Consider the following 25,789-nt stretch of genomic DNA (forward strand, 5'->3'; position numbering starts at 1 on the left):
TCGCGGGCCTCGCGGCGCTCAGGTCCAGTACTTGTAGTCCGTCACGCTGTGCTCATAGCCGTGCGTTTCGCTGTGGCCACGCCGAGCGCGCATTGTCTGCCCGGAATCGTCGAGCTTCTGCGCCGCAGGCCGCGCCTGGGCAGCCGGATGCTGCTTCCATGCCGTCGAAGAAACCGCGGCGTCCGAAACGGGCGGCTGCAAGTCAGCCTGGGCGGCGAGTCGCTCCAGCGGCAATTGTGCATTCGCACCGACCACGAGGATGGCCTGCATCAGTCCCGGCGCCTGGTATGCGCAGGTCGTGGCCAACCCTACGCTGCATGCCGCGATGACATAGGTAGCCCGGAAACGGGGAAAGGCGAGGGTGCGCATCATGCATTCTCCACTACGCGCGCGAGACGATTGAAAGTTTGATTGGAGTGCTCGTTGAAAAGACGGGTGTCGAGCGTTGCACCCAGATGCGAAGTCAGGAAGTCAACGAACGTCTTGATCTTCGCGTCGATGTGATGCCTGCTTGAATAAACGGCAAACACGCCCGTATTTTGAAGACGCGATTCGGGGAACAGTTGCACCAGCCTGCCGTCGCGGATGTCGTCGGCCACGCAATGCGTGGGCAATGCCGCCACGCCCGCGCCGGCCAGCGTGGCGATCCGGGTCGCTTCTGTGTCGTTGACGGCGAACTGGCCCGCGGCCTCACGGCTCGCCGACTTCACGAGGCTCAGCCTCACGTGATGATCGCCCGGTTCGACGCGAAAGGACACGGGCGTCAGCGCGTGTTCGTCGAGGTCGCTTGCCATGTCGATCCGATGCGTCTGAAGAAAAGCGGGCGACGCGACGAGCACGCGCTCACAATGGCCGATCAGCTTGCAGACGTTGCGCGAGTCGGGCAGCGTCGGCGCGGACACGATCGACACGTCGACTTCGTCTTCGAGCAGGTTCGCCATGCGCGGCAGGAACTTCAGCTGCACGGAGACGGCGGGAAAGCGCTTGCGATACTCGATGATCGAATGCGTCAGCTGCGCGAGTCCGAGGTCGGTCACGCAATGAATGCGCAGCGTGCCGCGCGCACAGGTATGCGCGTCGCCCGCTTCTGCCTCGGCGTCTTCGAGGTCCGCGAGTATCTTCTTGCACTTCTGGTAGTAGCGCTCGCCGGGCTCCGTCAGCGATATCTTGCGCGTCGTCCGTTGCAGGAGCCTTGCCTGCAATTGGTCTTCGAGCGACGACACGGCACGCGAAACGCTGCCCGTGCTGCAGTTCATGTGCTCGGCAACGGCACTGAAACTGCCCGACTCGACGACGCGCGAGAAGATGCGCATGCTCAAGATCTTGTCCATGAAACCGTTCACCTCGTGCTGTCCGATCTGTTTTCTCTGGTGCGGCATACGACGCTTTGCCGCTTGAGAGAAAGATAGAACGACGCGAACGAATGGACCATCGTACGTTGGGAAGCTTGCTTAATCCAGGTGGTCACGTCCTCATACGTTGGTATAGGCCGGCGGGTTCATCGGGCTGGCTCTGCACCTGTAGCAGGCGTGCCGCAGCGCGTTTTCCCGCGCTTGCCAGGACCGCTCACGCGTCGATGTGCCCGCGCAGTCCGTCGCCCGCGAGCGGCATGTCGCGAGCACGATATCCCGTTGCGTCGAACAGTGCGTTGGCGAGCGCACCCGCTGTCGGTCCCATCGCCGCTTCCGCCGCGCCGAGAAACGGCGCGCCCGGCCGGTCGAGCAGATGCACGTTCAGGGAGTGCGGCACGGCGGAGAAGCGCAGGATGGGATAGCTGCTCCAGTCGAAACTGCGGATGCGCTGCGTGTCGAACTGCAACTGCTCGTATAGCGTCCAGCTCGCCGACTGCACGACGCCGCCTTCGATCTGATTGCGTATGCCGTCTGGATTGACGATCTGGCCGGCGTCGACAGCGACTTCGGCGCGCTCGAGCACGACCTGTCCCGTCTCGCGCACCACGGAAACCTCGACGGCCATCGCCACATACGCCATCAGGTTCTTGTATTTGCCGAACGCGAAGCCGACGCCGTGATTCGGCTTGCGCGGCGGACGCGGCCAGCCGAATTTCTGCGCGGCAAGCCGGATCACGTCGCGAGCGCGTGGATCCTGCATGTGCTTCAGGCGGAACGCGACAGGGTCGGCATGGGCGGCGAGCGCCAGTTCGTCCATGAAGCTTTCTATCGAGAATAGGTTCAGGTGTGCGCCGAGTGAACGCATCGCCGACGTATGCAGCGGCATGGTCGGCGAGAAGTGGTTCATCACGTGCAGGTTCGGGAAGGTGTAGAGCGGGATCGCATTGCGGTCGCCGCCGCCTTCGGGCTGTACCATCGGCACGGACGGGGCGGGCTTGAACGGACTGGCGAGCATCGTCGCCGGCACGAGCCGGCCCGCGTTCACGATGCGCTCGTTGTGCGAACTGCTCCACAGCGCGTAATCCCAGTCGACGATGCGGCCCGTCGCATCCAGCGACGCGCGAGCCTGCGCGACCATCGCGGGCGTGAAGTGATCCCAACTGTGTTCCTGCTCGCGCATCCATTGCACGCGCACGGGATGGCCCGGCATGTCGCGCGCGATCAGTGCGGCGTGCGCGGCGACGTCGTCTGCACCGTTATGGCCGTAACAGCCCGAGCCTTCCACGTGAATGCAGCGTACGGCGTCCTTCGGCATCGACAGCATCTCGGCGAGCGCGTCGCGCAGCGGATAGACGCCTTGCGAATGCGTCCACACGGTCATGTGCCCGTCATCGAACGACGCGATCGCGCACGACGGCCCGATCGATCCATGCAGCATGTAGCGCTTCGAGTAACGCGCATTCAACGTCTTGACGGCGGCCGGCGCGCCGTCCTGCGCGTGCGTGTCGGCGATCTCGAGGTGCTGCGTGCAGAGCGTGCCGAGATCGCGGTGCACCGTGGCGGGGTCGGGCAGCGTCCGGCCAGCGCTCCACTCGCTGCCCGCCGAAAGCGCGCGCTGTGCCGCGACGGCCTGCCATTCGCCGCGCGCGACGACGGCGAGCACACTGCCGTTCCTGTAGACCTTGAGGACGCCGGGCATCGACATCACCTGCGCGGCGTTGTCGCGCAAGAGCTTCGCCTCGTACACGGGCGGCAGCACGATGCGCGCATGCACCATGTTCGGCAGCGACATGTCCTGCACGTAACTCGCGCCGCCTGTCACCTTGGCGGGAATGTCCACGCGCGGCAGCGACTGGCCGATCACGAAGAACGTCTTCGGATCCTTCAGCGGCGAGACGGGCGATGCCATCCGGTGCAAATCGACGAGTCCCACGGCGTCGCCATACGTCACCGTGCGTCCGTCAGGCGCGTGAATCACGGCATCGCGCGTCGTCAGCTTGCCGCGCTCTACGTGCAGGCTTTTAGCGGCCGCATCGACCAGCAGGCCGCGAACCTGGGCGGCGGCGTTCAGCAGCGCCGTGCCGCTGTCGGCAATCGTGTGACTGCCCGCGGTGAGACCTTCGTCGGGCGAGGCGCTCGTGTCGGCCGTGAGAAACGTGATCAGCGCAGGCGCCATGTCCAGTTGTTCCGCTGCGATCTGCAGCAGCGCGGTGCGCACGCCTGTGCCGAGTTCGACCTTGCCCGTGTAGACGGTCACCTTGCCGGCTGGATCGATCTTGATCCAGGCATCGAGAAACGGATTCGTCTTCAGGCTGCCTGCGAGCGCCTGGGTTTCCTTCGAAATATGTACGGCTGCGCCTTCGTCGGCGATGACCTGCTGCCCAAGCGCACGCGCGCCGGGAAAGAGGCTGAAGGTCACGAAGAGCGCGCCCGATGCCATGAAGCGCCGCCGGCCTTCGTTGAAATCGTCGTCTGCATGGCTCATTGCGGATCTCCGTGCGCGTGTGCGTCCGTCCTGTCGCCGTTCAGCTGCGCAACCTGGCGAATCGCCGCGAGAATGCGCATGTGCGTGCCGCAGCGGCACAGATTGGGCTCCATGTGCTCGCGCAGTTCGGCTTCCGTTGGACGTGGATTGCGCTCCAGCAAGGCTTGCGCGCGCATGATCATGCCTGCGATGCAGTACCCGCATTGCGCCGCCTGATGCTCGATGAACGCCTGTTGCAGTGCGCCCGGATGTTGTGCCGTGCCAAGGCTTTCGATGGTCCGCACCTGCCGCGTGCCGATCGACGCGACGGGAATCAGGCAGGAAAACGTCGCCTGGCCGTCGACGATCACCGTGCATGCGCCGCATTGTCCGAGGCCACAGCCGAACTTCGCGCCATGCAGGCCGAGCTCATTGCGCAGCGCGTAGAGCAGCGGCGTCGACGGATCGATATCGAGCGTGTGATGCACGCCGTTCACAGTGAGGTGGATCATCGCGCGTCATTCTCCTTTCTGATCTTGGCCACAGTTGCTTCGATATCCGTCCACGCGCGGCGCTGTGAATACGTGGCCCGAACGTATGACAGCAGGTCGGCGATCTGCTCGTCGGTATAGACGTTGCCGAAAGCGGGCATGTAGTTGAGCGTGTCCTCGCCGTGCCAGGCGATGCCGCCCAGCACCATCTGGATCGCGTTGCGCGGCGTGTCGGCGTTGACAGCCGTGCTGAACGCGAGTGTCGGGCGCTGCCCGAGCGACTGCATCGGCGCTGCGTTGCCGTGGCACTGCGCGCATGACGCAGCGAACAATGTGGCGCCGCGCTGTTGCGCCGCGGTCATCGGGCCAGCGCCTGCCGGTATCGCGCGCGCACGGTCCGGCGCGGCGACTGGCTTTTGCAGCGACAGGATGTAGGCGGCGATCGCCTCGACATCCGCGGCGGGAACCGTTGCGAGGTCGCGCGTGACGGGCAGCATCGGACCCGCTGCCGCGCCGTGTTCGCTCGCCCGCCCTGTGCGCAGGTAGGCCGCGAGTTGCGCCTTCGTCCACGGCTTCGGCGCTGCACCGAGCATGTTGAGCGCGGGGGCGTCCCAGCCGTCCACTACGCCGCCATCGAACGCATGGCCGGGCTGTTCGCCGCCAATCATGTTGAGCGGCGAATGACACGATGCGCAATGGCCGAGCCCGTTGACCAGCAGCTGTCCGCGATTCCATTCGGCATCTTTCGCTGCGCCCGCCTGCTGTTCGCCCGGACGCAGAAACAGCGCATTCCAGAACGCGAGCAGCGGCCGGAAATTCAGCGGGAACATCAGCGCGTTTGCAGGCGCCGTGGCCGCGACAGGCTCGCGCGTCATCAAGTACGCGTACGCCGCCGCAATATCCGTGTCGGACATATGCGTAAAGTGGATATACGGGAACGCCGGGTAGAGCAGATGCCCGTCGCGCGACACGCCCTGGCGAATCGCACGCGTGAACGCTTCGAGGGACCAGGTGCCGATGCCCGTGCCCGGATCGGGCGTGATGTTGGTCGCGTAGATCGTGCCGAACGGCGTCGCGAGAGGCAGGCCGCCCGCAAATGGCTTGCCGCCTTTGGCGGTATGACACACGATGCAGTCGCCTAGCGCGATGACGCGCGCGCCCGCCAGCTTCGTCTGGCTGTCGAACGACGATGGCGATGGCGGACTGATCGGCGCGATGGCCGGCCTCCACATCAGTAAGCCGGCGACGAGAGCGGCCGCGATCGCGACGCCCGCGACCGCTAACGCAAGCGGATTGCGCATGATTGACACACGTGTCACAGAACGTTCCTCCCGTGGCTGTGGCGGGGCAACGTGCATGACCCGCATGGACCGACCTAGCGTATCGGCGTTTGTATGGAAATTCCTGAAGCCGCGCTGAATCGTTGTGAAAGCGGCGGCGCCACAGTCATCAACCGCTTGCCGAGCGAGATGCCGAGATCCGTCATCTGCTTGCTGCGCTGCACCTGTAGCGCCTCCCAGCGCGCAAGACGTTCGTCGATCGACAAACCGCTGCCGTTCGCGAGATCGAGCGCGAGCGCGAGCGAATGCGCGTTGGCGGCCGCTTTTGCGGTGCTGCCCGCCGTGTGAGGGCGCGGCACGGCGGCGGCATCGCCGATCAGCAGTGCGCGTCCGAACACCATCCGCGGCGCGCGCAAATCGACGATGGGCTGCATGAAGGGATCGGCCGTCGAATCGACGAGCGCGCGGAACGTCGGCCCGAGTTCGGCCTGCGCGTCGTTGCGCAAACGGTCGATGTCGGCCTGCTTCATCATGCCGGGCGGCAGCGAACCTGTGCGCGCCATGCCGTACCGGTCGACCAGCAACCGCGTCAAAACATCCTCGCTGTAGCGCCGATACCAGACCCAGTTCCAGCGACGTTCGCCGACACGCGTCTCGTCCCGTTCGCCGGGAATCAGATAAGCGAGCGCCGAATGACCGTCGCCGTGCTGAAACGCGAAGCGCTCGCGCAGCATGTCGGCGGCGGGCGCGGGTAGTGCCTGTTCCGGCACGAGTCCGCGCCATGCGACGTAGCCCGCGTATGCCGGCGTCACGTCGGGCAGCAGACGCTGCCGCAGCGTCGAACGAATGCCGTCAGCGCCGATCAGCAGATCGCCACGTTCGGCGCGCCCGCTTTCAAAGCGCGCGACTACCTCGTCGCCGTCCTGCTCGAAGTCGACGAAGGTTTCGCCCGCATGCAATGATTGCGCGGGCAAGGCGTCTTTCATCGCGCGATAGAGCAGGCTCCATGCCGTTTGCGTCTGCGGCATGTCGAGCCGCTCGACGATGTTGTCGCCACGGTCCAGATAGATGCGTTCGCCGGAACGCACGCCGGCTGGGCTCGGTAATGCGGCGCCTGCATAGCGGGCCGCCTGCAGCACATCGGGTTGAAGCACGATGCCGCCGCCGCGCGTGTCCAGTTGATTCGGCGAGCTTTCGAAGACCTCGACGTGCCAGCCGGCCGCGCGCAGCGACGTGGCCGCGAACAATCCGCCAAGCGAGCCGCCGATCACGACGGCTCGCGGCAACGGCTGATGTTTCATGTTGTGCTCCAGGGCGTTGCGCGAGGCAACGCGTGAGTTCGGATGCCCACACCTTATCCGTTGCGCACGGCTTGCTGAATCCGTCTGCGTTGCAAACGCGCATTGCGCTGGGCGCAACCAGAGCCCGATGCCACGCGAGCAGGCATCAGGCGCGCGTTTCAGGAAATTTAAAGTCGAGCGCCGCGGGCGATGTGCCCGCGCGCATCGCGCGCAGCAACGTGTTTAGTGAAAGCGCGATCTGTTTCGCCGCGCGTGTTGCGCGATGTCGAGCGCGTGTGCGGCGCATGTCGAGCCGGTGACACGCATCGCGTCCGAACCAGGCACATGCAAATTCACGTTGCGTATTAAGGTTTTTTAATGAGCCGACAAAGTATTCTCTACGCCGTATTGCTACGCTGCACGATGCGTCGGAATAGCCGGCTGCACGGGAGCATCAGGCCGGGGCATCGTCCCGCGCGGAGGAGACTGGATGAACAGGAATATTGCCGGCATCGATATGCCGGATACCGCGCTGGCCCGGGCCGCACTGGAGCACATACGCGGCGTCGAATCGGAACTGACGCTGCATCACGCGCTGCGCGCGTTTCTATTCGCTGCACTGACGGGCATCCGGGAGGCGCTCGAATTCGATGCTGAACTGCTGTACGTCGGCACGCTGTTTCACAACGTCGGGTTGAGCCTGCGCTATAACCGGTCGCCGAACCGCTTCGAGATCGATAGCGCGAACGAGGCGCGCGAGTTCCTGATCGCTCATGGGGTCGGCAAAATCGCGGCAGAGGACGTCTGGAACGCGGTCGCGCTGCATACCACGCCGGGCATCCCGGAACACATGTCCGCGCTCGTGCTGCTTGTCAGCGCCGGTGTCCAAATGGACGTGCGCGGCGCGCGCTATTACGAGTTCACCGCGCAGCAGCGCGACGCCATCGTGCAGGCATTTCCGCGCGAACGCGGCTTCAAGTCGAAGCTGATCGAAGCATACGCACGCGGCATGGTGCATCGTCCCGAGACGACCTTCGGCACCGTGAACGCGGACGTGCTCGACCGATGGGATCCCGACTACCGGCGCCTTAACTTCTGCGGGCTGGTGCTGGGATCGGAATGGCCCAACTAGGCGGATGCCCGCGACGTCAGAACATTCAATGAAGGTTGATCGATGAATACCCCGGATCTTCTCTCCACTTCGCCAGATGCGGCAGCGCCGGACCTGGCGATGCCCTATTCGTCGCTGGAGTATCGCCAGCATCAGATGTTTCCGCGGCTGTCCTCGGCGGAAATCAGCAGTCTGCGCCGTTTCGCGCAGCCGATGTCGTTCAAGGCGGGCCAACTGATCTTCGAAACCGGGCGCATCGCACTGGGCCTGTTCGTGCTGCTGCATGGGCGCGTGCGGATCTTCTCGCGCGACAGCTTTGGCCGCTCGACGCTCGTGACCGAACACGACGACGGGCACTTCATGGCCGAGATGGCGCAACTATCGGGCAAGCCCGCATTGATCGACGGCGTCGCGTTGACCGATTGCGAGACGCTGGTCGTCTCGCCGGAAAAGCTGCGTGCGTTGATCGTCGCCGACGCGCAACTCGGCGAACACATCATGCGCGCGCTGATTCTTCGCAGGCTGGGCCTGATCGAGCAGGGGCTCGGCCCCATCATCGTCGGCAATGGCGACGATGCGCGGCTCGTCAGATTGCAGGGCTTTCTGCGCCGCAACGCATATCCCGCGATGGTCATCGACGCGCGCCACGACGTCGAAGCCGCAACGCTGCTGTCGGACATCACGACGGGCCCCGACGACTTCCCGCTCGTGTTCTGCCCGAACGGCTCGGTGCTGCGCGCACCCGATGAAGCGCAACTCGCGTCGTGCCTCGGTCTCGTGCCCACGTTCGAAGGCTCGCATATCTATGACGTGGCGATCGTCGGTGCCGGGCCTGCTGGACTCGCTGCCGCCGTCTATGCGGCCACGGAAGGACTGTCCGTTGCGGTGTTTGACCAGCGTGCGCCAGGCGGACAGGCGGGCGCGAGCTCGCGCATCGAGAACTATCTGGGCTTTCCGACGGGCATCTCGGGCCAGGCGCTTGCGGCCCGCGCATTCCAGCAGGCGCTGAAGTTCGGCGCGCATCTGGCCATACCGGGCAAGGTGATGAACGTGGATACGCAGGACGGCGCCTATGCGCTGACGCTGATGGACGGCCAGCGCGTGAGCGCGCGCACGCTCGTCGTCGCGAGCGGCGCGGCGTACCGGAAGCCCGTCGTCGCGGACTTCGACCGTTACGAAGGACGCGGCACCTACTATTGGGCGTCGCCCATCGAGGCCAAGCTCGTCAAAGGCCAGGACATCGTGCTGATGGGCGGCGGCAACTCGGCGGGACAGGCGACCGTGTTTCTCGCCAACTTCGCGCGCAGCATCCGCGTGCTGATTCGCGGCGCGGACCTGAATGCGAGCATGTCCAAGTATCTGATCGACCGGATCGGCTCGCTTCCGAACGTGTCGGTGTGCACGCGCTGCACGTTGAAGGCGCTCGAAGGCGATGAAGCCGGTCTCACGCAGGTTCACGTGCGGCGCGAAAAGGAAGGCGAAGGCCCGGAGGACGAGATCATCGACACGCGTCATCTGTTTCTGTTCATCGGCGCGGACCCCAAGACAGACTGGCTCGCGTCGAGCGGCGTCGAACTGGACAGCCGGGGGTTCGTCGTGACGGGCTTCGCGCGGCGTACGCCAACGCACGTCGATACGGGCATTCACTATCCGCTCGAAACGAGTCTGCCCGGCATGTTCGCAGTGGGCGACGTGCGCTCCGAATCGACCAAGCGCGTGGCGTCCGCTGTCGGCGACGGCGCGGCCGTAGTCAGTCAGATTCACGCCTATCTCGCGCAGCACCCGACAGTCGCACAGAACATTTAAGAACAATTAGCGGCGGCAGCGCGTGGGACTCGCTATGCTTCGGCGCATGTCGAATCGAAAGAGAGAACCCATGCGAATCTTCATGCATGGCGCGCGGCATGGCTGCGCGCTGGTCCGCGTGTGTGGTGCGCGTACAGCGCGTTGACTGTGTCCGACGACGCATTCGCTGCCGTACCGATGGCGGGCACGCAAACCCCCCGGCTTCTAGGCGATGACCGCGGGCGATCTGCAAGCGACGGCGCTCTGCGATCGCACGCCTCCTTTCCCGCTCCTTGCGCACCGGCTTCAAAATTTTCGAATGGATCGTTCGGATTTTTCCATCCATGCGCAAGCCTTGCCGTTCTAGACTGCCAAGCACATCAACCGGTATGCAGCATGCTAAGTATCCTGTCCTGCTCGACCAGAGATTCCTGGCTATTTTCAAACAGTGGCGCGCGCCGTGAAGCGTGGCGTGCGCACGCCTGCGCTATCCGCTCATGATCCGCATCGGACCGCTCGACATCGACCTCGCATGCCGTGAAGCACGCGTCGACGGCAAGCCGGTGCGCATTGGAAATCGTGCCTTCGACATGCTCGAATTGCTGATCGAGGCACAGGGCGGACTGGTGTCGAAGGAAGCGATCCTGGAGCGCATCTGGCCCGAATCGGTGGTCGGCGACAACAACCTTCAGGTGCACATGTCGGCGCTGCGCAAACTGCTCGGTGACAGCCGCGACCTGATCAAGACCATTCCAGGGCGCGGTTACCGGCTCGTGCGCGGCGCGGCCATCGTGCGGCATGCCGATACAGCCGCTTCATATGTCGAGCGCCAGACGGCCGCGCCGCACAACCTGCCTGCCTGCAATTCCGCGCTGATTGGCCGTGCTGAAGCGATTGCGCATGTGAGCGATGCGCTCGGCAAAGCGCGTCACGTGACGCTGATCGGCTCGGGCGGCATCGGCAAAACCCGTGTCGCAACCGAGGTCGGGCGCCGTCTGCTGGATGATGCGCCGGGAGGCGTGTATTTCGTGCCGCTCAGCGCCGCGTCGGACATGTGCGGCGTGCTGGCGATGCTTGCGTCCGTGATCGGCGTGCATCCCGACGGCTGCGCTTCGACGCGCGAGCGCATCGTCGAGGCGATCGGCGGGCGGCGCATGCTCATCGTGCTCGATAGCTGTGAGCATGTGGTCGATGCCGCTGCGCAGCTCGCACACCATCTGCTGGACGCGTGTGCGCAGCTGCGCGTGCTGTCGACGAGCCGCGAGCCCTTGCGGATTCCGTCGGAGACGTTGTACTGGGTTCCCGCGCTGGATGTGCCCGAGCCGAACGACGACGTGCTGCAGGTGCTGCGCAGCAGCGCCGTCAGCCTGTTCCTGACGCGTGCGCGGGCGATCGACGCGCGCTTCGCGGCCGACGAGGCAAGCATCCAGGTGACTGGCATGGTATGCAGGCGGCTAGACGGCATTCCGCTTGCGATCGAGCTTGCGGCTGCGCGCGCGGCGCTGCTCGGCATCGATACGCTCGCTGCGCATCTCGACGACCGCTTCGGCATGTTGACGGGCGGCACGCGCACGGCGTTGCCGCGGCATCAGACGCTGAAGGCGACGCTCGACTGGAGCCATGCGCTGCTCGACGAAGCCGAGCGCAAGACGCTGCGCCGGGTCGGCCTGTTCGCCGACCGCTTTCCGCTCGAAGCTGCGATCGCCGTCGCGGCGGACCGCGTCACGCGCGAACTCGATGTGGTTGCGGCGATGGCGTCGCTGGTCGAGAAGTCGCTGGTGGTGGCGAGCACGGAGCCGGGCCATGCGGCGTTCCGCCTGCTGGAGACGACGCGTATGTACGCGCTGCAAAAGCTCGACGACAACGGCGAGCGGCGCATGGTTGCGCTGAGTCACGCGCGTTATCTGTCGGCACTGATCGATGGCGGCCTGGCGGGAAAGACGGCTGGCGAAAGCTGGCGGACCCGGATGCCGGTGCTGCTCGACGAGGTGCGTGCCGCGCTTGCGTGGGTGCTGTCCGACGATGGCGACGAAGCGTTGCGGGAGACCTTGTCTGTCAAGGCCGTTTTTCTGTTCCATGAGCTGTCGCTGATCGACGAGTGCTGTGTGTGGGCGCGGCGCGCACTCGTTGCGTTCCCCGCGACGCGCGATTGCGCGCATGCGTCGCCGCGCGCGCGGGTGCGCCTGCTCGCCGCGCTCGGCGCGTCGCTTGTGCTCGCACACGGGCCCAACGCCGAGACGCATGCGATCTGGAAAGAGGTACTGGACTCGGGTGACGAGACATTCAAGGCGCGCGCTGCACAACTGTTGCAATCAGCGTGCGCGAATGCGTGCAATGGGCGCGACATCGATGACTTCAAGGCTGCAGGGCAATTGCTGCTGCAAGTGAAAGGGCTGGTGCAGAGGCCGGTCGGCGCGTCCGGGGAACGCCGGCATGCCGATGCGTCGACGCGGCATTTGAGCATCACGCCGTAGTCCAGGTACGCATCACGCCTGGAGCGCGGCACTCACCCCATGGCCGCGAGCCGTTGCGCAACATCGTCGATGAGATTGCGCCGGTCGAGTTGATCGACCCACCAGCGCAGCGCCTTGCCCGCTTCGTCGTCGCGCCACGCAAGAAAGAAATGCGTGACGTCGCGCATGCCGCAGACTTCCTTGCGCACCAACTGGCCGCGATTGATCGGTCCCGCCGCGATACATTCAGGCACAGTGCCGACGCCGAGGCCCTTCATCTGAGCCGCGAGCTTGGCGTCGAGCGTCGGCACGGTCAGCACCTCCTGATTGGCGGCGAGGGCGATCGTGCGCGGCGCGAGCTTGCGTGACGTATCGCTGATCGCGACCGCCCGGTGACGCGCGACGTTATCCATCGTCAAGGGTTCGGCGGCTGATGCCAGCGGATGACCCGGCGCGACCGCGAACACATGTTTCAGCGAGCCGATCGGCTTTGCGACGAGGTTCGCAATGGGCGGCGGGTCGCCCGCTGCGCCGACGACCAGATCCGCGCGCCGCGTGATCAGCGCATCCCATGTGCCGCCCAGCGTTTCCTTCGACAACATCAGCCGCGTGCCGAGATTGAGCTTGTAGAAGTCGGTCACGTGAGGCCAGATCAGGTCGAATGGAATGATCTCGTCGACGGCCACGCGCAACTCCGACTCCCACCCATGCTCGATACGCTTCGCTTTCTGTTCGAGTTCGCGCGCGGCTTCGAGCAGACGCCGGCCTTCCTCGACGATGACCCTGCCCGCATGTGTGAGCTTCGCACGGCGTCCGCTACGCTCGAACAGCTTGACGCCGAGATCGACCTCCAGCTTCTGCACCAGATACGTCAACGACGAAGGGACTTTGTGCAGTTCTTCCGCCGCCGCGGCGAACGTGCCCGTGCGATCGATCGCGTCGAGCGCCTGGAGGACTTCGAAGGAGAGGTTCATGAATGCAGTCGCGTGAAGCGTTGAAGGAATCGTCGCCGATAGCATGCAGGCGCACTCGCGTTAGCGCAATACTTGAATGCCATTGTTTGCGGCATGCAGGCATGAGCGTGCGATTCGGCAATCGGTGCGAGGCCGTTTCGCACACACTCTATGCCTCGACCATACGCGTAGTACGCATGCCGCGCACGCCGACGCGCATGCCGTACCGATCAGCACAACACGGGCACCCTATGAACTGCGATGCAGGCGCGGCGGCGCGGCCGCCGTGGCGCGACGAACTCAGGCAGTACTGGAGCGAAGACTATCCGCGCTTCAGGCATGTCGTGAAGGTTGCGATTGCGTCGACGCTCGCGATGGGCTTATGCATGCTGCTCGAACTGCGCGGCCCCGCGACGGCAATGGTGTCGTGCATCGTCGTGATGATGTTCCAGCAAAGCGGCATGGTGATCGCGCGCGGCTTCTATCGCGGCTTGGGCATGCTGGGCGGCAGTCTCGCGGGTCTGCTGCTGGTCTCGCTGTTTTCGCAGGCGCCGTGGACGTTCCTGCTGGCGCTCGCTGCGTGGATCGGGCTGTGCGTGTTCGGCTCGTCGTACTTCCGCAACTTCCAGTCGTATGGATTTCTGCTGACGGGCTATGCGACGGCCATCACGTCGCTGCCCGCCTTGTCGAATCCGTACGGTGTGTTCGACAACCTCGTCTATACCGTGAGCGAAGTGGCGATCGGCGTGTCATGCGCGAGCCTCGTCAGTGCGCTGGTCTTGCCGCGCCGCGTGGCGCCGGAACTGCACGCGGCGAGCAAGGGCAACATCGCTCATCTGTTCGCCGCCGTTCACGTGCTGCTCGGCGCGGCGCTGCCGCAGGACGGTTTCGGCACGATGCTCGATCTGCTGCGCGAGCGCGCAAACGTGCAAAGCCTGCGCGCGGGCGCCGTGTTCGAAGACCCGTCGATCCGCTTGCAGCATCATGCGTTCGTCGAGCTCGATACGCATTTCGTCGATGCGCTCGCATCGACGCATAGGCTGCGCGAAGTGCTCGCGCAGGCATCGGCAGGAGCGGATGAGCGCGTGCTGCACGCGGTGCGTGAACTGATCGATACGCTGCTGTCGATCGTGCCTGACGGTTTGCCGCCGGGCGCAGCCGTCGAACAGCCAGTCGAGGCGCTGTCGGCGGCGCTGGCGGGATTCGAACGCGACCTGACGGGCCGCCTCGATGCATTGCTCCATACGATTCACGCTGCACGGCAGCCGCGGCGCATGTTCGACGGCACGATGCGCGCGGCGCTGCAGGGCTTCGTTCGCGATCTGCGCGAACTGTGCCGAAGTGTCGTCGAAGCGCGCCGCGCCGACGGGCGCTCGTGGCATCAGTCGGTGCTGCGCGCGCTGACGCATATCGACAGCACGCGCGCCACCGCCGACCGTGCGGCAGCCGTTATCAACGGCGTACGCGCGGCGGCCGCCGTGCTGACGGTAGGCGCGTTGTGGCTGGCGTCGGGCTGGGTCGGCGGATCGAGCGCGCTCGTGTCGGTTGCGATCGTCAGCGCGCTGTTCACGCTTGCGCCCGATCCCGTCGTCGCGAGCTGGCAGATGTTCTGCGGCTGCGTCGCCGGGGCGATGGCGGGTTTTCTGTTCAGCTTCTTCGTCTTCCCGCTGTTCGACAGTTTTCCATTGCTTGCCGCCTGTCTCGCGTTTCCCATCATGGTGAGCGCGTATCTGAACACGTTCACGAAAACGGCGACGCTCGGTCTCGGCTTCGGTGTGTTCTTCTGCTACTCGGTCAATGTCGCGAATCCCGTGACCTATCATCCCGCGCAGTTTCTCGATACGGCCTTTGGCCTGTCGCTCGGCATTGCTGCCGCCGCCGTCGCGTTTTCGACGATCGTGCCGCTCGCGGGCGACTGGATCTCGAAGCAGTATCTGAAGCAGATTCGCTCGCTGGTCACGAAGTCCGTGCGCGACAGCGGCCTCGACGATCTCTCGCCGCGCTTCGACGCGGGCATGCGCGGCTTCATCATGCGGATCGCGTCTGCGCCCGCCGGCGAACGCGTGGATCAGGCGCGGCTGATGGCGTCGGCGTTTGCAGCACTGGAGTTCGGCCGCGCGATCATCGTCATCCGCAGGGACACGGAGCGCGTGGCCACATTGTTGCCGGACGGCTGGCGCGCGGTTCAGAACGCATGGCTCGATGCGCTGGCCGACGTGTTGTCTACCGCGACGCCGGAAGCGAGAGTGCGCGCGATGGGCGCGACGCAGCGTGCCGGGCTGGTACTTTCGCGCGTCACATCTTCTGCGGAAGCAGCCGATTCGCTGTCGATCGAGCGCATGCGCCGGCTGATGCATTTCAGCGCGCGGGTGCTGAGGGACGACACGCTGTCACTGTGGCGGACTGTGAGCGCTGCGCGCACGATAGACGCGAAAGGAGTATCGGGATGAATCGGCACGTGTGTTGGCTGAATACTGCATGCCGCGTATCAGCGGCGGCGCTGCTGAGCATGCTGCTGTGCTCGTGCATCGACAGCGGCGGCATTCGACCGCATGAGACGGCACTGAACCCTGCGTCGCTCGATCCCGGCAGCGCGATCCGCACGGCGCGCCAAGACGCCGCGTGGCCTTCGGATCAATGGTGGCGTCAGTGGGGCGATGCGCAACTCGATGCAGTCGTCAGCGACGCGACGTCGGGTAATCCAGGCTTGCGGGAAGCTCCGTCGACGCGATGCGCGGTGTCGCCGCCCAGGTCACGTCGCTGCGCGCGCTCGACGCGCAGCAGGCGTCGATCGAATCCACGCTCGATTCGGCACGTGACGCATCACGGCTCGCCGAGTCGGGCTACCGCAACGGCATCACGGAGTTTCTCGACGTGCTCGCTGCGCAGAACGCACAGTTCGCACAGCAAGAGGTGAACCCCATATTCACGTGGGTGCGGCTGGCTCAGCGTGTGCCCGTGCGCGTGCATCTCGACAGGGTGCCGCCCGGCGTTCACCTCGCTGCGGGTATGACCTGCACCGTCACGTTGCAGACGAACGGGAACGCACGGTCGTGACGTGCTGTCTACCGTCCCGCGGTGCGCCGCCATGTGCCCGGCGACATGCCAACGGATTTCAGGAACACGCGGCTCAGATGGCTTTGATCTGCGAAACCGCAGAAGATCGCGATGTCGGTGAGCGACATGTCGGTGGCGCCGATCAGCTTCCGTGCCTCGGCGACCCGCTGTTCGAGCAGCCACTGATGCGGCGTGCGCCCCGTGGCGCGTGTGAAGGCCCGGATGAAATAGCCGCGCGACAGATTGCATTCGCTGGCGACGTCGGCGATAGATGCGCCGTGGCGCGAGCGTTCGAGCATCAGTTCCTTCGCGCGCGCCTCGTGCGCGTGCGACAGCGCGCCTTTCGCGCGCGGACTCGTCTGTCGCAGATTGCCATAGCGCTGCGCGAGATGCGTGCCGACAAAGACGCTCATCTGCTCGACGAACAGCGAACCGTTTGCGCTGTAGTGGGTGAGGTGGCCGTCGAGCGCACGCGCGAGGTGACCGAGCACGGGATCTTTCTGTTCGAGCCCGCACGTGAGCCCGCCAATGTCCGGACCGCCCGTTTCGTCGCTCAGCCGCGTGAAGAATGCGCGCGATAATTCGACCAGTACGAAGTCGAAATTACCATATAGGTCCGCACGATAATCGTCGGAGAAATCGCGGATATAAATCGAATCCGATTCGAACTGTTTGGCGACAGTGCGCTCGCCGTTAAAAATTTTCCGCCGATGCCCGCTGTTCAGTGAAATGCCGACCAGAAAACCCCGATCGCAGGCGGGCATCGCCACGCGGTCCAGATGCGCCGCGTTCATGCATTTGCGGTAGAACCGCATGTCGCCGATATCCAGTTCGATGTCCTTGAGCAATTTGCTCGACACGCATCCAAGGGTGTCCTTTGGCTTCGGCGGCGCGGCCGCCGTGGGATGGACGCAAGTCGACATGGTATTTCCTCGGTTCATGCATGGCCGGTGAAACATCACCGGCGCCAGTTTACACGGAAGCCAACACGGCCAATAAATCAAAGCGTCTTGTCGGGCTTAATGTCCGTACGCCCGGGCGATTCCCAGGCATTGAACGGGCGGCTATTTTGGCGGAATTCGACTGCTTGCAGTCATTGATCCACGCGCAATGCCTGAATATGAAGTCGGCGTCATAGAGCGGCGAAATACCCCTCACATTGTCTAATCAGGTCACTATTGTTCAAGACACCCGATGACGGCCTGTTTACAATCCTTCCAGACATTTTTGTTTTGACCCGCCCATTTGCCCGTCGACAGCCCAATTAGTGGGCCGGATGGCGGCGCACTGTGCGCGGGCCAATGAACGCACTCGCGGCGCGCGGCACGCGCGCCCGATCCTCGACCTTCAATCAGGTGCACACCATCGGTCAATCGAACTCGCGAACAGCGTTTGCTGGAGAGGCCATGATTCAGATCGGCACATTGCTCGTCAACTTCGAACAGCGAGAGATCCGTCAGCAGGGTCGCCCGGTGCGGATCGGCGCCCGTGCGTTCGATATTCTCGAAGTGCTGCATCGCGCGGACGGCGGGATCGTGTCGAAGGACGCGATCATGGACGCCGTGTGGCCCGGTTCCATCGTCGAAGAGAACCGGCTCCAGGTACACATTGCGGCGCTGCGCAAGCTGTTCGGCGCGGACCGCGAACTCATCAAGACGGTGCCGGGGCGCGGATATATGCTCGTGTCGGAGAGCCGTCACGCGCGCGCGGCGGAACGCCAGAGCGGCGCGCCATCGAGCGGCGGGCTGCCTGCCTGCGCCGCGACGCTGGTCGGACGTCATGTCGAAGTGGCGCAGATCGTCGACCGTCTGGGGCAGGCTTGCGTCGTTACGCTGGTCGGCGCGGGCGGCATCGGCAAGACGTGCCTTGCCGTTCATGTCGCGCGGGAGATGCGCGACCGCCTGGGCGAGCCGGTATGCTTCGTCGAACTGGCCAGGGCGTCGACGCGCGAAGCCGTGCTCAAGGCACTCGCGGGCGCATTGCGGATCGACGCGTCTGACGACTATCTGACCCAGGAGCGCCTTGCCGACGTGCTCGCTGCCGCGCCGTGCGTGCTCGTGCTCGACAACGCCGAGCACGTGATCGACGTGATCGCCACGCTCGTCGAAGCGCTGACCGCGCGTGCCCATGCACTGCGCGTGCTGGTGACCAGCCGCGAGCCTTTGCACATCTGGGCGGAGTCGGTGTTTCGCATCGAGCCGCTCGCGGTGCCCGCGACCGACTCGTCCGCCAGCGCAATCCTCGCGCATTCGGCCGTCGAACTGTTTCTGACCCGTGCGCAGTCGGTCGCGCCCGACTGCGGCGCCGACGAAGAGACCATCCGTCTCGTCGGCGAAATCTGCCGGCGGCTCGAAGGCCTTCCGCTCGCGATCGAACTGGCGGCTGCACGCGTGGCGACGCTCGGTGTGGAAGGCGTGGCGTCGCGGCTCGACGATCGCCTGAATCTGTTGACGGGCGGGCTGCGCTCGGCGTTGCCGCGTCATCAGACACTGCGTGCGACCTTCGACTGGAGCTACGCGCTGCTCGACGCGGCCTCGCGGATGCTGTTCAGGCGGCTCGGCTTCTTCGCGGGCGCGTTCACCTTCGACGCCGTTTGCACGGTCGCCACCGAGCCCGACATGCCCATCGCGGCCGTCATTTCGAGCTTGAGCGAGCTGGCGACGAAGTCGCTGTTGACCGTCGAGTTCTACGGCGCGATCGCGCAATACCGGCTGACGGAATCCACCCGTGCCTACGCGATGGAAAAACTGCGCGACGAAGGCGAGTTGCAGCGCATCGCGTCGCGGCACATGCAGTACCTGCGGGAGCGGATCGAGCACGGCAAGATGCCCATCGGGGATATGGCGCAGGGACTTCCTGCCACCGAGCCCCGTCTCGCGCTCGATGACGCGCGTGCCGCTTTCGAATGGGCGTTCTCGCCGGGCGGCAATCCGGCGCTTGGCGTCGCGCTGGCGGGATCGCTCGTCGGCACGCTGCTGCAGGGTGGCCTGCTGCACGAATGCCATGAGCGCTCGCGCCGCGCGCTGGCCGCGCTCGACGCGCTGCCGCCCGGTTCTGTCGACACGCTGTGCGAAATGCGCCTGTGTTCCGCGTACGCGTCGACGCTGCTGCATGCGGGCGGCGACGTACACGAGGCGGGCCCATTATGGAAACGCGTGCTGGTGCTCGCGCGCGAGGCACGCGACGAAGCCTTCGAGGCGCGCGCATTATGGGGCGCGTGGAATTCGACGCTCGCGTGTTCGGACATTCACGCGTCGTTCCGCTTTGCTACGCGCTTTCAGGCGTTTGCGGAGCGCTGCGGCACGCCGTGGCAACAGGTCCTCGGCGCCGAGATGATCGCCGTCTCGCTGCATTGCTTCGGCGAACAGGAGCAGGCGCGCGTGCGGCTCGAGCGGGCCATTGCTGCGCTGACGGAACTCGGCGCGGACGCGGCAGATTGCGTCGATCTTCCCGTCGATCCGTTCAACTTCGGCAACGGTACGCTCGCGCGGATCGTATGGATGCAGGGGCATCCCGAGCAGGCGATGCAGCTTGTCGAGAACATCGTCAACTCGCTTCGGCCCGACATGCTGGAGCCGTCGCTTAGTCACGTGCTGGCTGTTGCTGCTGTGCCCATCGCGCTGCAATGCGGCCAGCTCGAAACGGCGTCGCGCTATCTCGCCGTGCTGCAATCGCAGGTTGCGTTGAACCGCTTCGAAATCTGGCAGGCATATGCCGAGTGTCACGCGGGTCACCTCGATATTCTTCAGGGCCATCCGCAGGCAGGTCTCGCGAAGCTCGAACGGGCGCTGCAACGCTTGATGTCGTGCGGCTTCCGGCGCGTGCTGACGCCGATGATCGCGATCTGCGCGGAGGCGCTGGCGCGCACGGGGCGCATCGCCGAAGCGCGGACCCGGCTCGACGAGGCGCTGGAATTTTGCCTCGCGCATGGCGAGCATTTCTTCATCGCGGAGCTGCAGCGCGTGCAGGGTGTAGCGGCGCTGCAGCATGCGCGTGCGATCCAGTCGGGCGGGCGCGCGTCGATGGCCGGCGAATTCGAAGCGCAAGGCCGGCGCCATTTGCGCGACGCGATGCAGACGGCGAGAGAGCAGCATGCGCCGATGCTCGAACTGCGCGCGGTGCTGACCTTCGTGGATCATCTGCTTGAACGCGGCGAGACGGCGCGCGCTTCGTCGCTGGTCGCCGACATGAGCACCCGCATCGACCTGCAATCGAACGCGCCCGATATCCGTCGCCTCGCGCAACTGCTGCATGCAGCGCGCGCCGCAGATCAGTCGCACGATCTCGATGCGGACAGCGGGCGGCCCGTGATGGCGGGCGGCATGTGAAGCTCGATGGGCTGGACCGGCTAGCCCTGCCTGAAAATTCCGCAAGGTTATCGTGCGCCGCTTCGGCGCAATTGCGTCCGGCGCACGGCACGTGTGCCTTTCAGGACGTTTAAGCCCCACGCAAGGACTTTGGCCTTGCACATCGCTAAGCTCCGTCACTCGTGATACAGCCGGCATACCGGCGGTGTCCTGTCATCGACAACAGATCGTCGCCGCGCAAGCCTGCGCGATGCGATGCAACGACGGAGAACAACAAATGAGCACGCAGAACTACACGGCAGCACCATCGGAATCCCGGCGTCGGCTGCTGTCGGCCGGGGCGACGATGGCGGGGGCCGTGGCGGCCATGTCCAGCCTGGCAGCTAATGCAGCGGGGACGGCCAACGGCGCAGCGGGCGGTCACACGCAGCGCTTGCACCAGCAAGGTGGCAACTTCGTGAAGGCGAAGGATGGTACGGAGATTTTCTTCAAGGACTGGGGCACGGGCACGCCCGTCGTCTTCTCGCACGGCTGGCCGCTGTGCGCCGATGCGTGGGATCCGCAGATGCTGTTCCTCGTGAATCAGGGCTACCGCGTGATCGCGCACGATCGTCGCGGACATGGCCGTTCGGGGCAGTCGTCGGGCGGCAACGACATGGACACCTACGCGGACGATCTGGCCGCCGTGCTCGACGCACTGGACGTGAAGAACGCGATGCTGGTCGGTCATTCGACAGGCGGCGGCGAAGTCGCGCACTACATTGGCCGTCATGGTTCGAAGCGCGTTTCGAAGGCCGTGCTGATCGGCGCAGTGCCGCCGTTGATGCTGAAGACGCAGGTCAATCCGGGCGGTCTGCCGATGTCCGTATTCGATGGTATCCGGACAGGCGTCGCCGTCAATCGCTCGCAGTTCTACCTCGATCTCGCGACGCCGTTCTACGGCTTCAACCGATCGAACGCCAAGGTTTCGCAAGGGCTGATCCAGGACTTCTGGCGTCAGGGCATGGAAGGCTCGATCAAAGGCCAGTACGAGTGCATCAAGCAGTTCTCCGAAGTCGACTATACGGACGATCTGAAGAAGATCGACGTGCCGACGCTGTTCCTGCACGGCGACGACGACCAGATCGTGCCCATCGACGCTTCGGCGAAGCTCGCCTCGAAGCTCGTGAAGAACGCAACGCTGAAGGTCTATGCAGGCGCGCCGCACGGCATGTGCAGCACGCATGTCGAGCAGGTCAACGCAGATCTTCTGTCATTCCTGAAGGCCTGACCCTCCGGCGCATGGCCGCGCGCCCCGGCGCAGCCGCAATGCATGCAGTAGAAAGCCGCCCGTGCGCGATGCAGGGCGGCTTTTGTTCGTTGTACACTGTTTCGCGCCCCGCGATGGCGGTCGGTCTCATATGCTCGAACCCGCATGGCTGTCGCGCTTGTCGGCCCGCGTCGAGCGGGCATCGCATGGTGTGGGCCTCGCAACCTGGCGCAACGGCCGTTGCGCGCTTCACAGTCTTCAACTTCACCCCATCAGATGACGACGATCAGGATCGGTCAAATCGAGGTTTCACTTGATCATCGCGACGTGCGTCTCGATGGGCGGAAGGTGCCGATCGGCAGCCGTGCATTCGATATTCTCGCGTTGCTGATCGCCGCCCGTGGCGATCTGGTATCGAAAGACGAGATCATGCGTGCCGTGTGGCCGACGACGGTCGTTGAGAAGAACAATCTGCAGGTTCATATCTCCGCGCTGCGCCGTGCGTTCGGCGACGAGCGCGAACGGATCGCCACCGTGCCGGGACGCGGCTACCGCCTGATCATGCAGGCGGAACTCGGCGCCCATGCGGCGCCCACGCGAGATGCCGCAAGCGAACGGGAGGCTACGGGCATGAGCCTGCCCGCCGTCAGCGAGGCAGCCCGGCCCGCGCGCCGGCCGCTGCCCGCACGCGTGCCGGAGCTGATCGGCCGCGAGGCGGCGCTCGATGGCGTGAAGCGCGCGTTGCGTGCACATCAGGCCGTGACGCTCGTGGGCACGGGCGGCATCGGCAAGACGCGCCTTGCGGTGGAAGTCGCCCATGCTGTTCAGCAGGATTTCGCCGATGGCGTGGTGTTCGTGCCGCTCGCTGCCGTGTATGACGCGCAGTCGGCGCTCGATGCACTCGCCTTCGCAATGCGCAGCCGTTTGTCGGCGAGCCGCGCGGCGCTCGCGCAGATGGCCGCGGAATGGCGCGAGCGCGAGGCGCTGGTAGTGCTCGACAACTGCGAGCAGGTACTGGAGATCGTCGCCGCAATGGCCGAGGCGCTGACGGGCGCGGGCAGCCGCATGCGCGTGCTGGCGACGAGCCGCGAGGCGCTGCGCGTACGTGACGAGATCGTGTATCAGGTGCCGCCGCTTTCCGTGCCGACAGCGAACGACCCCGACACCGATGTGCTGCGCACGGACGCGGTGCGCTTCTTCCTTGCGCGTGCGCAGGCGGTCGGTGCGCAGTTTTCGCGCGACGACACCAGTATTCGCCTGACGGGCGAAGTATGCCGCCGCCTCGACGGCATTCCGCTCGCGCTAGAACTGGCCGCGTCGCGCGCCGCTGTGCTCGGCATCGGCCTGCTGGCCGAACATATCGACGACCGCTTCCGCATTCTCACGGGCGGGCGGCGCACGGCGTTGCCGCGCCATCAGACGCTCAAGGCGACGCTCGACTGGAGCTACCGGCTGCTCGGCCAGAACGAGCAGAAGCTGTTGCGCTGGCTTGGCACGTTCGTCAACGGCTTCACACTCGACGCGGCATGCGCGATAGCCGGGCACGCCGGTCTCACACGCATGGAAGCGCTCGATGCCGTGAGCGGCCTCGTATCGCGTTCGCTGCTGACGACGGAGTTCGAGGGCTCGTCCTATCGTTATCGCTTGCTCGAAACGACACGTGCGTATGCGCAGCAGCAACTCGACGACAACGGCGAACGCACGTGTGCAGCCGCCGCGCACGCGACGCTGTTTCTCGAACTGCTCGAAACGGCGCAGAAGCGCTGGGCTGAGCGGCCCGTCTCGGAATGGCTCGGCGAGTTCGCACGTGAGCTTGGCAACGTACGCACGGCGCTCGACTGGACGCTCGGCGAACGCGGCGATCATATGACGGGGATCGCGCTTGCCGCCGTCACCGTGCCTTATCTCTATGACCTCTCGCTCGTCGACGAGTGTTGCAGTCGCGCGCGGGCCGCGTTGCGGCTCATTTCGGAGCAGGGGGACGATGCGGGCGTCGGCGTGGAGACGCGCCTGCGGCTCGTGTCGGCGCTTGCGGCCGCGCTCGTCTATGTAGAAGGGCCGCTGGCGCAGACGCGCGAAGCCTGGACGCTCGTGCTGAACGACGCGGTGCGGGCCGGTCAGCCCGACTACGCATCGCGTGCGCGCTGGGGCGTGTGGAACTGGCATCAATACGGCGGGCGCGCGCGCGATGCGCTGATGCTCGCGCGCCGTTTCGGCGATCTCGCGCGCAGCGCCAGCCATGCGACGCTCGCCGTGCTCGCGGATCGTGTCGAGGGAATCGCGCTGCACTATACGGGCGACCAATGCCGCGCCCGCGAACTGCTCGAACGGATGATCGCTGCCTACGAAGCGAGGCCGCTGACCCGCTGGCACACGACGGGTTTCCGCGTCGATCACGGCATCGTCGCGCGCGCGACGCTTGCGCGCGTGCTTTGGGTGCAGGGGCAACGCGACGATGCCTACGATCTCGCCGCGCGCTGCTTCGATTCGGCCATCGAGTACGACCATGAAATGGTCACCTGCTATGTGCTCGTCGAAGCGCTGGTGCCGATTGCGCTGCTGAACAACGATCGCGCGGCGGCGCGGCATGGCATCGACGTGCTGCATGAACTGTCCACGCGTTTCGGCTTCACGATCTGGAGCGCGTGCTGCGCGTGCTATGAAGCATGGCTCATGACACTGATGGAAACGGGAGCGGCCGCCGTCGAGCGGCTTTCCGTATCGATCGATACGCTGCGCGCCACGGGCTTCCTCGCGCAGCTTTCGCCGTTGCTGGGCCAGCTGGCCGTCGCGATGACGAACGAAGGGCGCGCAAGAGAGGCACTCGATACGATCGAACAGGCGCTGCATCATGCCGACGAGAACGGCGAGCGCTGGTACAACGCCGAACTGTGCCGCATCAAGGGCGACGTGCTGCGTGTGCTCGGTCGTCACGATGAGGCGCAACGCTGGTTCTCGGCCGCGCTCGAATGCGGGCAGCGCCATGCCGCCGGGCGCGCAACGACGCGCAACGCGTCGAACCCGCGGACAGCGCTGCAGGTCGTCTCTGTTCAGTATCGCGCCTGACGACACAGGCTTAATAAAGCGCCTTTAATAACGATTAAGGCCGTCATCAGGACTTTAAGTCCGGCCGTCACTAATCTTCTCCCAGGTCGTAGTGCCCACGCGGCATTGTGAAACTCGTGCCTGAGCCGCGCGACGAAGCCGCTCGCATCCGCATCGCGATGCAGCGACGACTTATCCGATTACTAACCGGACGCTAGCGCGGTTGCTGAAAGGCAACCGTGCGGGTCTCTCGCATCTTTGCGAACTGGAGCTACTCATGGCCTATGAACTGTTGACGCCCGACACGTGCGCCCTCGCGCTTATCGACCATCAGCCGCAGATGTTCTTCGGCACGCACTCGCACGAGCGTACCAATGTTCTGCACAACGTTCAGATCCTCGCGAAGAGCGCAAAGCTCTTCAAGGTGCCGACCGTTCTGACGACGATTGCCGCCGATTCATTCAGCGGTCATCTGCTGCCCGAAGTGCAGTCGGTGTTCCCGGAACTCAAGCCGATCGACCGTACGTCGATGAACTCGTGGGAAGACAAGGGCTTCCGCGAAGCGATCCTGGCCACGGGCCGCAAGAAGATTGTGATCGCCGGCCTGTGGACGGAAGTGTGTGTGACGTTCCCGACCATCCAGATGCTGAAGGAAGGCTTCGAAATCTACGTGCCGACGGACGCATGCGGCGACATCACGGAAGAAGCGCACGAGCGCGCGGTGCAACGCATCGTGCAGGCGGGCGCCGTGCCGATGAACTCGCTGCAGTTCATGTGCGAACTGCAGCGCGACTGGGCCCGCAGCGAAACGTACGAAGGCTGCATGGACATCTTCAAGGCGCACAGCGCATATGGCATCGGTGTGCGCTACGCGAAGCAGATCCTCGGCGAGCACGCGAGCGAGGCGGGCTGATCGCGGCTGATTGCCTGTAGCACGTCCCGTAGTGCCTCACGCGCGGCGC

The 25,789-nt window shown here is 65.1% G+C and carries 16 protein-coding genes and 1 pseudogene; 9 read left to right on the forward strand and 8 right to left on the reverse strand.

Annotated features, from left to right (window positions below; all coding sequences use genetic code 11):
- Positions 1 to 18: 18 nt before the first annotated feature.
- The 6 genes from BPHY_RS28550 to BPHY_RS28575 all read right to left on the reverse strand — a co-directional run bounded on the left by BPHY_RS28550 (position 19) and on the right by BPHY_RS28575 (position 6,888).
- Entirely contained in the window at positions 19 to 372 is a 354-nt protein-coding gene (locus BPHY_RS28550; RefSeq protein WP_157686830.1) for a hypothetical protein, read from the reverse strand.
- Complete coding sequence (locus BPHY_RS28555; RefSeq protein ID WP_012404934.1) at positions 369 to 1,331, reverse strand: LysR family transcriptional regulator; 963 nt, start codon at positions 1,329 to 1,331, stop codon at positions 369 to 371. The genes BPHY_RS28550 and BPHY_RS28555 overlap by 4 nt, the downstream gene beginning before the upstream one ends.
- 235 nt (positions 1,332 to 1,566) lie before the next feature.
- Positions 1,567 to 3,837: a xanthine dehydrogenase family protein molybdopterin-binding subunit gene (locus tag BPHY_RS28560; protein ID WP_012404935.1), complete on the reverse strand. Its 2,271-nt coding sequence runs from the start codon at positions 3,835 to 3,837 to the stop codon at positions 1,567 to 1,569.
- Entirely contained in the window at positions 3,834 to 4,328 is a 495-nt protein-coding gene (locus tag BPHY_RS28565) for a (2Fe-2S)-binding protein (protein ID WP_012404936.1), read from the reverse strand. The genes BPHY_RS28560 and BPHY_RS28565 overlap by 4 nt, the downstream gene beginning before the upstream one ends.
- Positions 4,325 to 5,611, reverse strand: coding sequence for a c-type cytochrome (locus tag BPHY_RS28570; protein ID WP_407671298.1), 1,287 nt, complete (start codon positions 5,609 to 5,611; stop codon positions 4,325 to 4,327). Before BPHY_RS28570 ends, BPHY_RS28565 begins: the two co-directional genes overlap by 4 nt.
- A gap of 71 nt (positions 5,612 to 5,682) precedes the next feature.
- A complete protein-coding gene (locus tag BPHY_RS28575; RefSeq protein WP_012404938.1) occupies positions 5,683 to 6,888 on the reverse strand; it encodes an FAD binding domain-containing protein in 1,206 nt (401 codons plus the stop codon).
- Positions 6,889 to 7,357: 469 nt separating this feature from the next.
- Between BPHY_RS28575 and BPHY_RS28580 the strand changes: the two genes are divergently transcribed.
- The 3 genes from BPHY_RS28580 (at position 7,358) to BPHY_RS28590 (ending at position 12,237) form a co-directional block, all read left to right on the forward strand.
- Complete coding sequence (locus BPHY_RS28580; RefSeq protein WP_012404940.1) at positions 7,358 to 7,999, forward strand: HD domain-containing protein; 642 nt, start codon at positions 7,358 to 7,360, stop codon at positions 7,997 to 7,999.
- 42 nt (positions 8,000 to 8,041) lie between these two features.
- Positions 8,042 to 9,784, forward strand: a complete 1,743-nt coding sequence (locus tag BPHY_RS28585; protein WP_012404941.1) for an FAD-dependent oxidoreductase — start codon at positions 8,042 to 8,044, stop codon at positions 9,782 to 9,784.
- A gap of 476 nt (positions 9,785 to 10,260) precedes the next feature.
- A complete protein-coding gene (locus tag BPHY_RS28590; protein ID WP_012404943.1) occupies positions 10,261 to 12,237 on the forward strand; it encodes an ATP-binding protein in 1,977 nt (658 codons plus the stop codon).
- A 32-nt stretch (positions 12,238 to 12,269) separates the two neighbouring features.
- On the opposite strand, the gene BPHY_RS28595 is transcribed toward BPHY_RS28590, so the two are convergent.
- Entirely contained in the window at positions 12,270 to 13,190 is a 921-nt protein-coding gene (locus tag BPHY_RS28595) for a LysR family transcriptional regulator (protein ID WP_012404944.1), read from the reverse strand.
- Between the two features lie 230 nt (positions 13,191 to 13,420).
- Here BPHY_RS28595 and BPHY_RS28600 point away from each other — a divergent pair, with 230 nt between their 5' ends.
- Both BPHY_RS28600 and BPHY_RS41455 read left to right on the forward strand, forming a co-directional pair.
- Complete coding sequence (locus BPHY_RS28600; protein WP_041765594.1) at positions 13,421 to 15,619, forward strand: FUSC family protein; 2,199 nt, start codon at positions 13,421 to 13,423, stop codon at positions 15,617 to 15,619.
- Positions 15,620 to 16,082: 463 nt separating this feature from the next.
- A pseudogene (locus BPHY_RS41455) lies at positions 16,083 to 16,226 on the forward strand (HlyD family secretion protein); the annotation flags it as partial.
- Between the two features lie 8 nt (positions 16,227 to 16,234).
- Here the strand turns inward: BPHY_RS41455 and BPHY_RS28610 are convergent.
- Positions 16,235 to 17,149 (reverse strand): helix-turn-helix domain-containing protein, encoded by a 915-nt coding sequence (locus BPHY_RS28610; protein WP_012404946.1) that lies wholly within the window; start codon positions 17,147 to 17,149, stop codon positions 16,235 to 16,237.
- Positions 17,150 to 17,632: 483 nt separating this feature from the next.
- Here BPHY_RS28610 and BPHY_RS28615 point away from each other — a divergent pair, with 483 nt between their 5' ends.
- From BPHY_RS28615 to BPHY_RS28630, 4 genes are all read left to right on the forward strand, one after another.
- A complete protein-coding gene (locus BPHY_RS28615) occupies positions 17,633 to 20,554 on the forward strand; it encodes an ATP-binding protein (RefSeq protein ID WP_012404947.1) in 2,922 nt (973 codons plus the stop codon).
- Between the two features lie 256 nt (positions 20,555 to 20,810).
- Positions 20,811 to 21,803: an alpha/beta fold hydrolase gene (locus BPHY_RS28620; protein WP_012404948.1), complete on the forward strand. Its 993-nt coding sequence runs from the start codon at positions 20,811 to 20,813 to the stop codon at positions 21,801 to 21,803.
- Positions 21,804 to 22,058: 255 nt separating this feature from the next.
- On the forward strand, positions 22,059 to 24,848 hold the full coding sequence (locus BPHY_RS28625) for a winged helix-turn-helix domain-containing protein (protein WP_041765597.1): 2,790 nt from the start codon (positions 22,059 to 22,061) through the stop codon (positions 24,846 to 24,848).
- Between the two features lie 256 nt (positions 24,849 to 25,104).
- A complete protein-coding gene (locus tag BPHY_RS28630) occupies positions 25,105 to 25,740 on the forward strand; it encodes a hydrolase (protein WP_012404950.1) in 636 nt (211 codons plus the stop codon).
- The last annotated feature ends 49 nt before the right edge of the window (positions 25,741 to 25,789 follow it).

The sequence above is a fragment of the Paraburkholderia phymatum STM815 genome, assembly GCF_000020045.1.
In the GTDB taxonomy this organism is placed as follows: Bacteria; Pseudomonadota; Gammaproteobacteria; order Burkholderiales; family Burkholderiaceae; genus Paraburkholderia; species Paraburkholderia phymatum.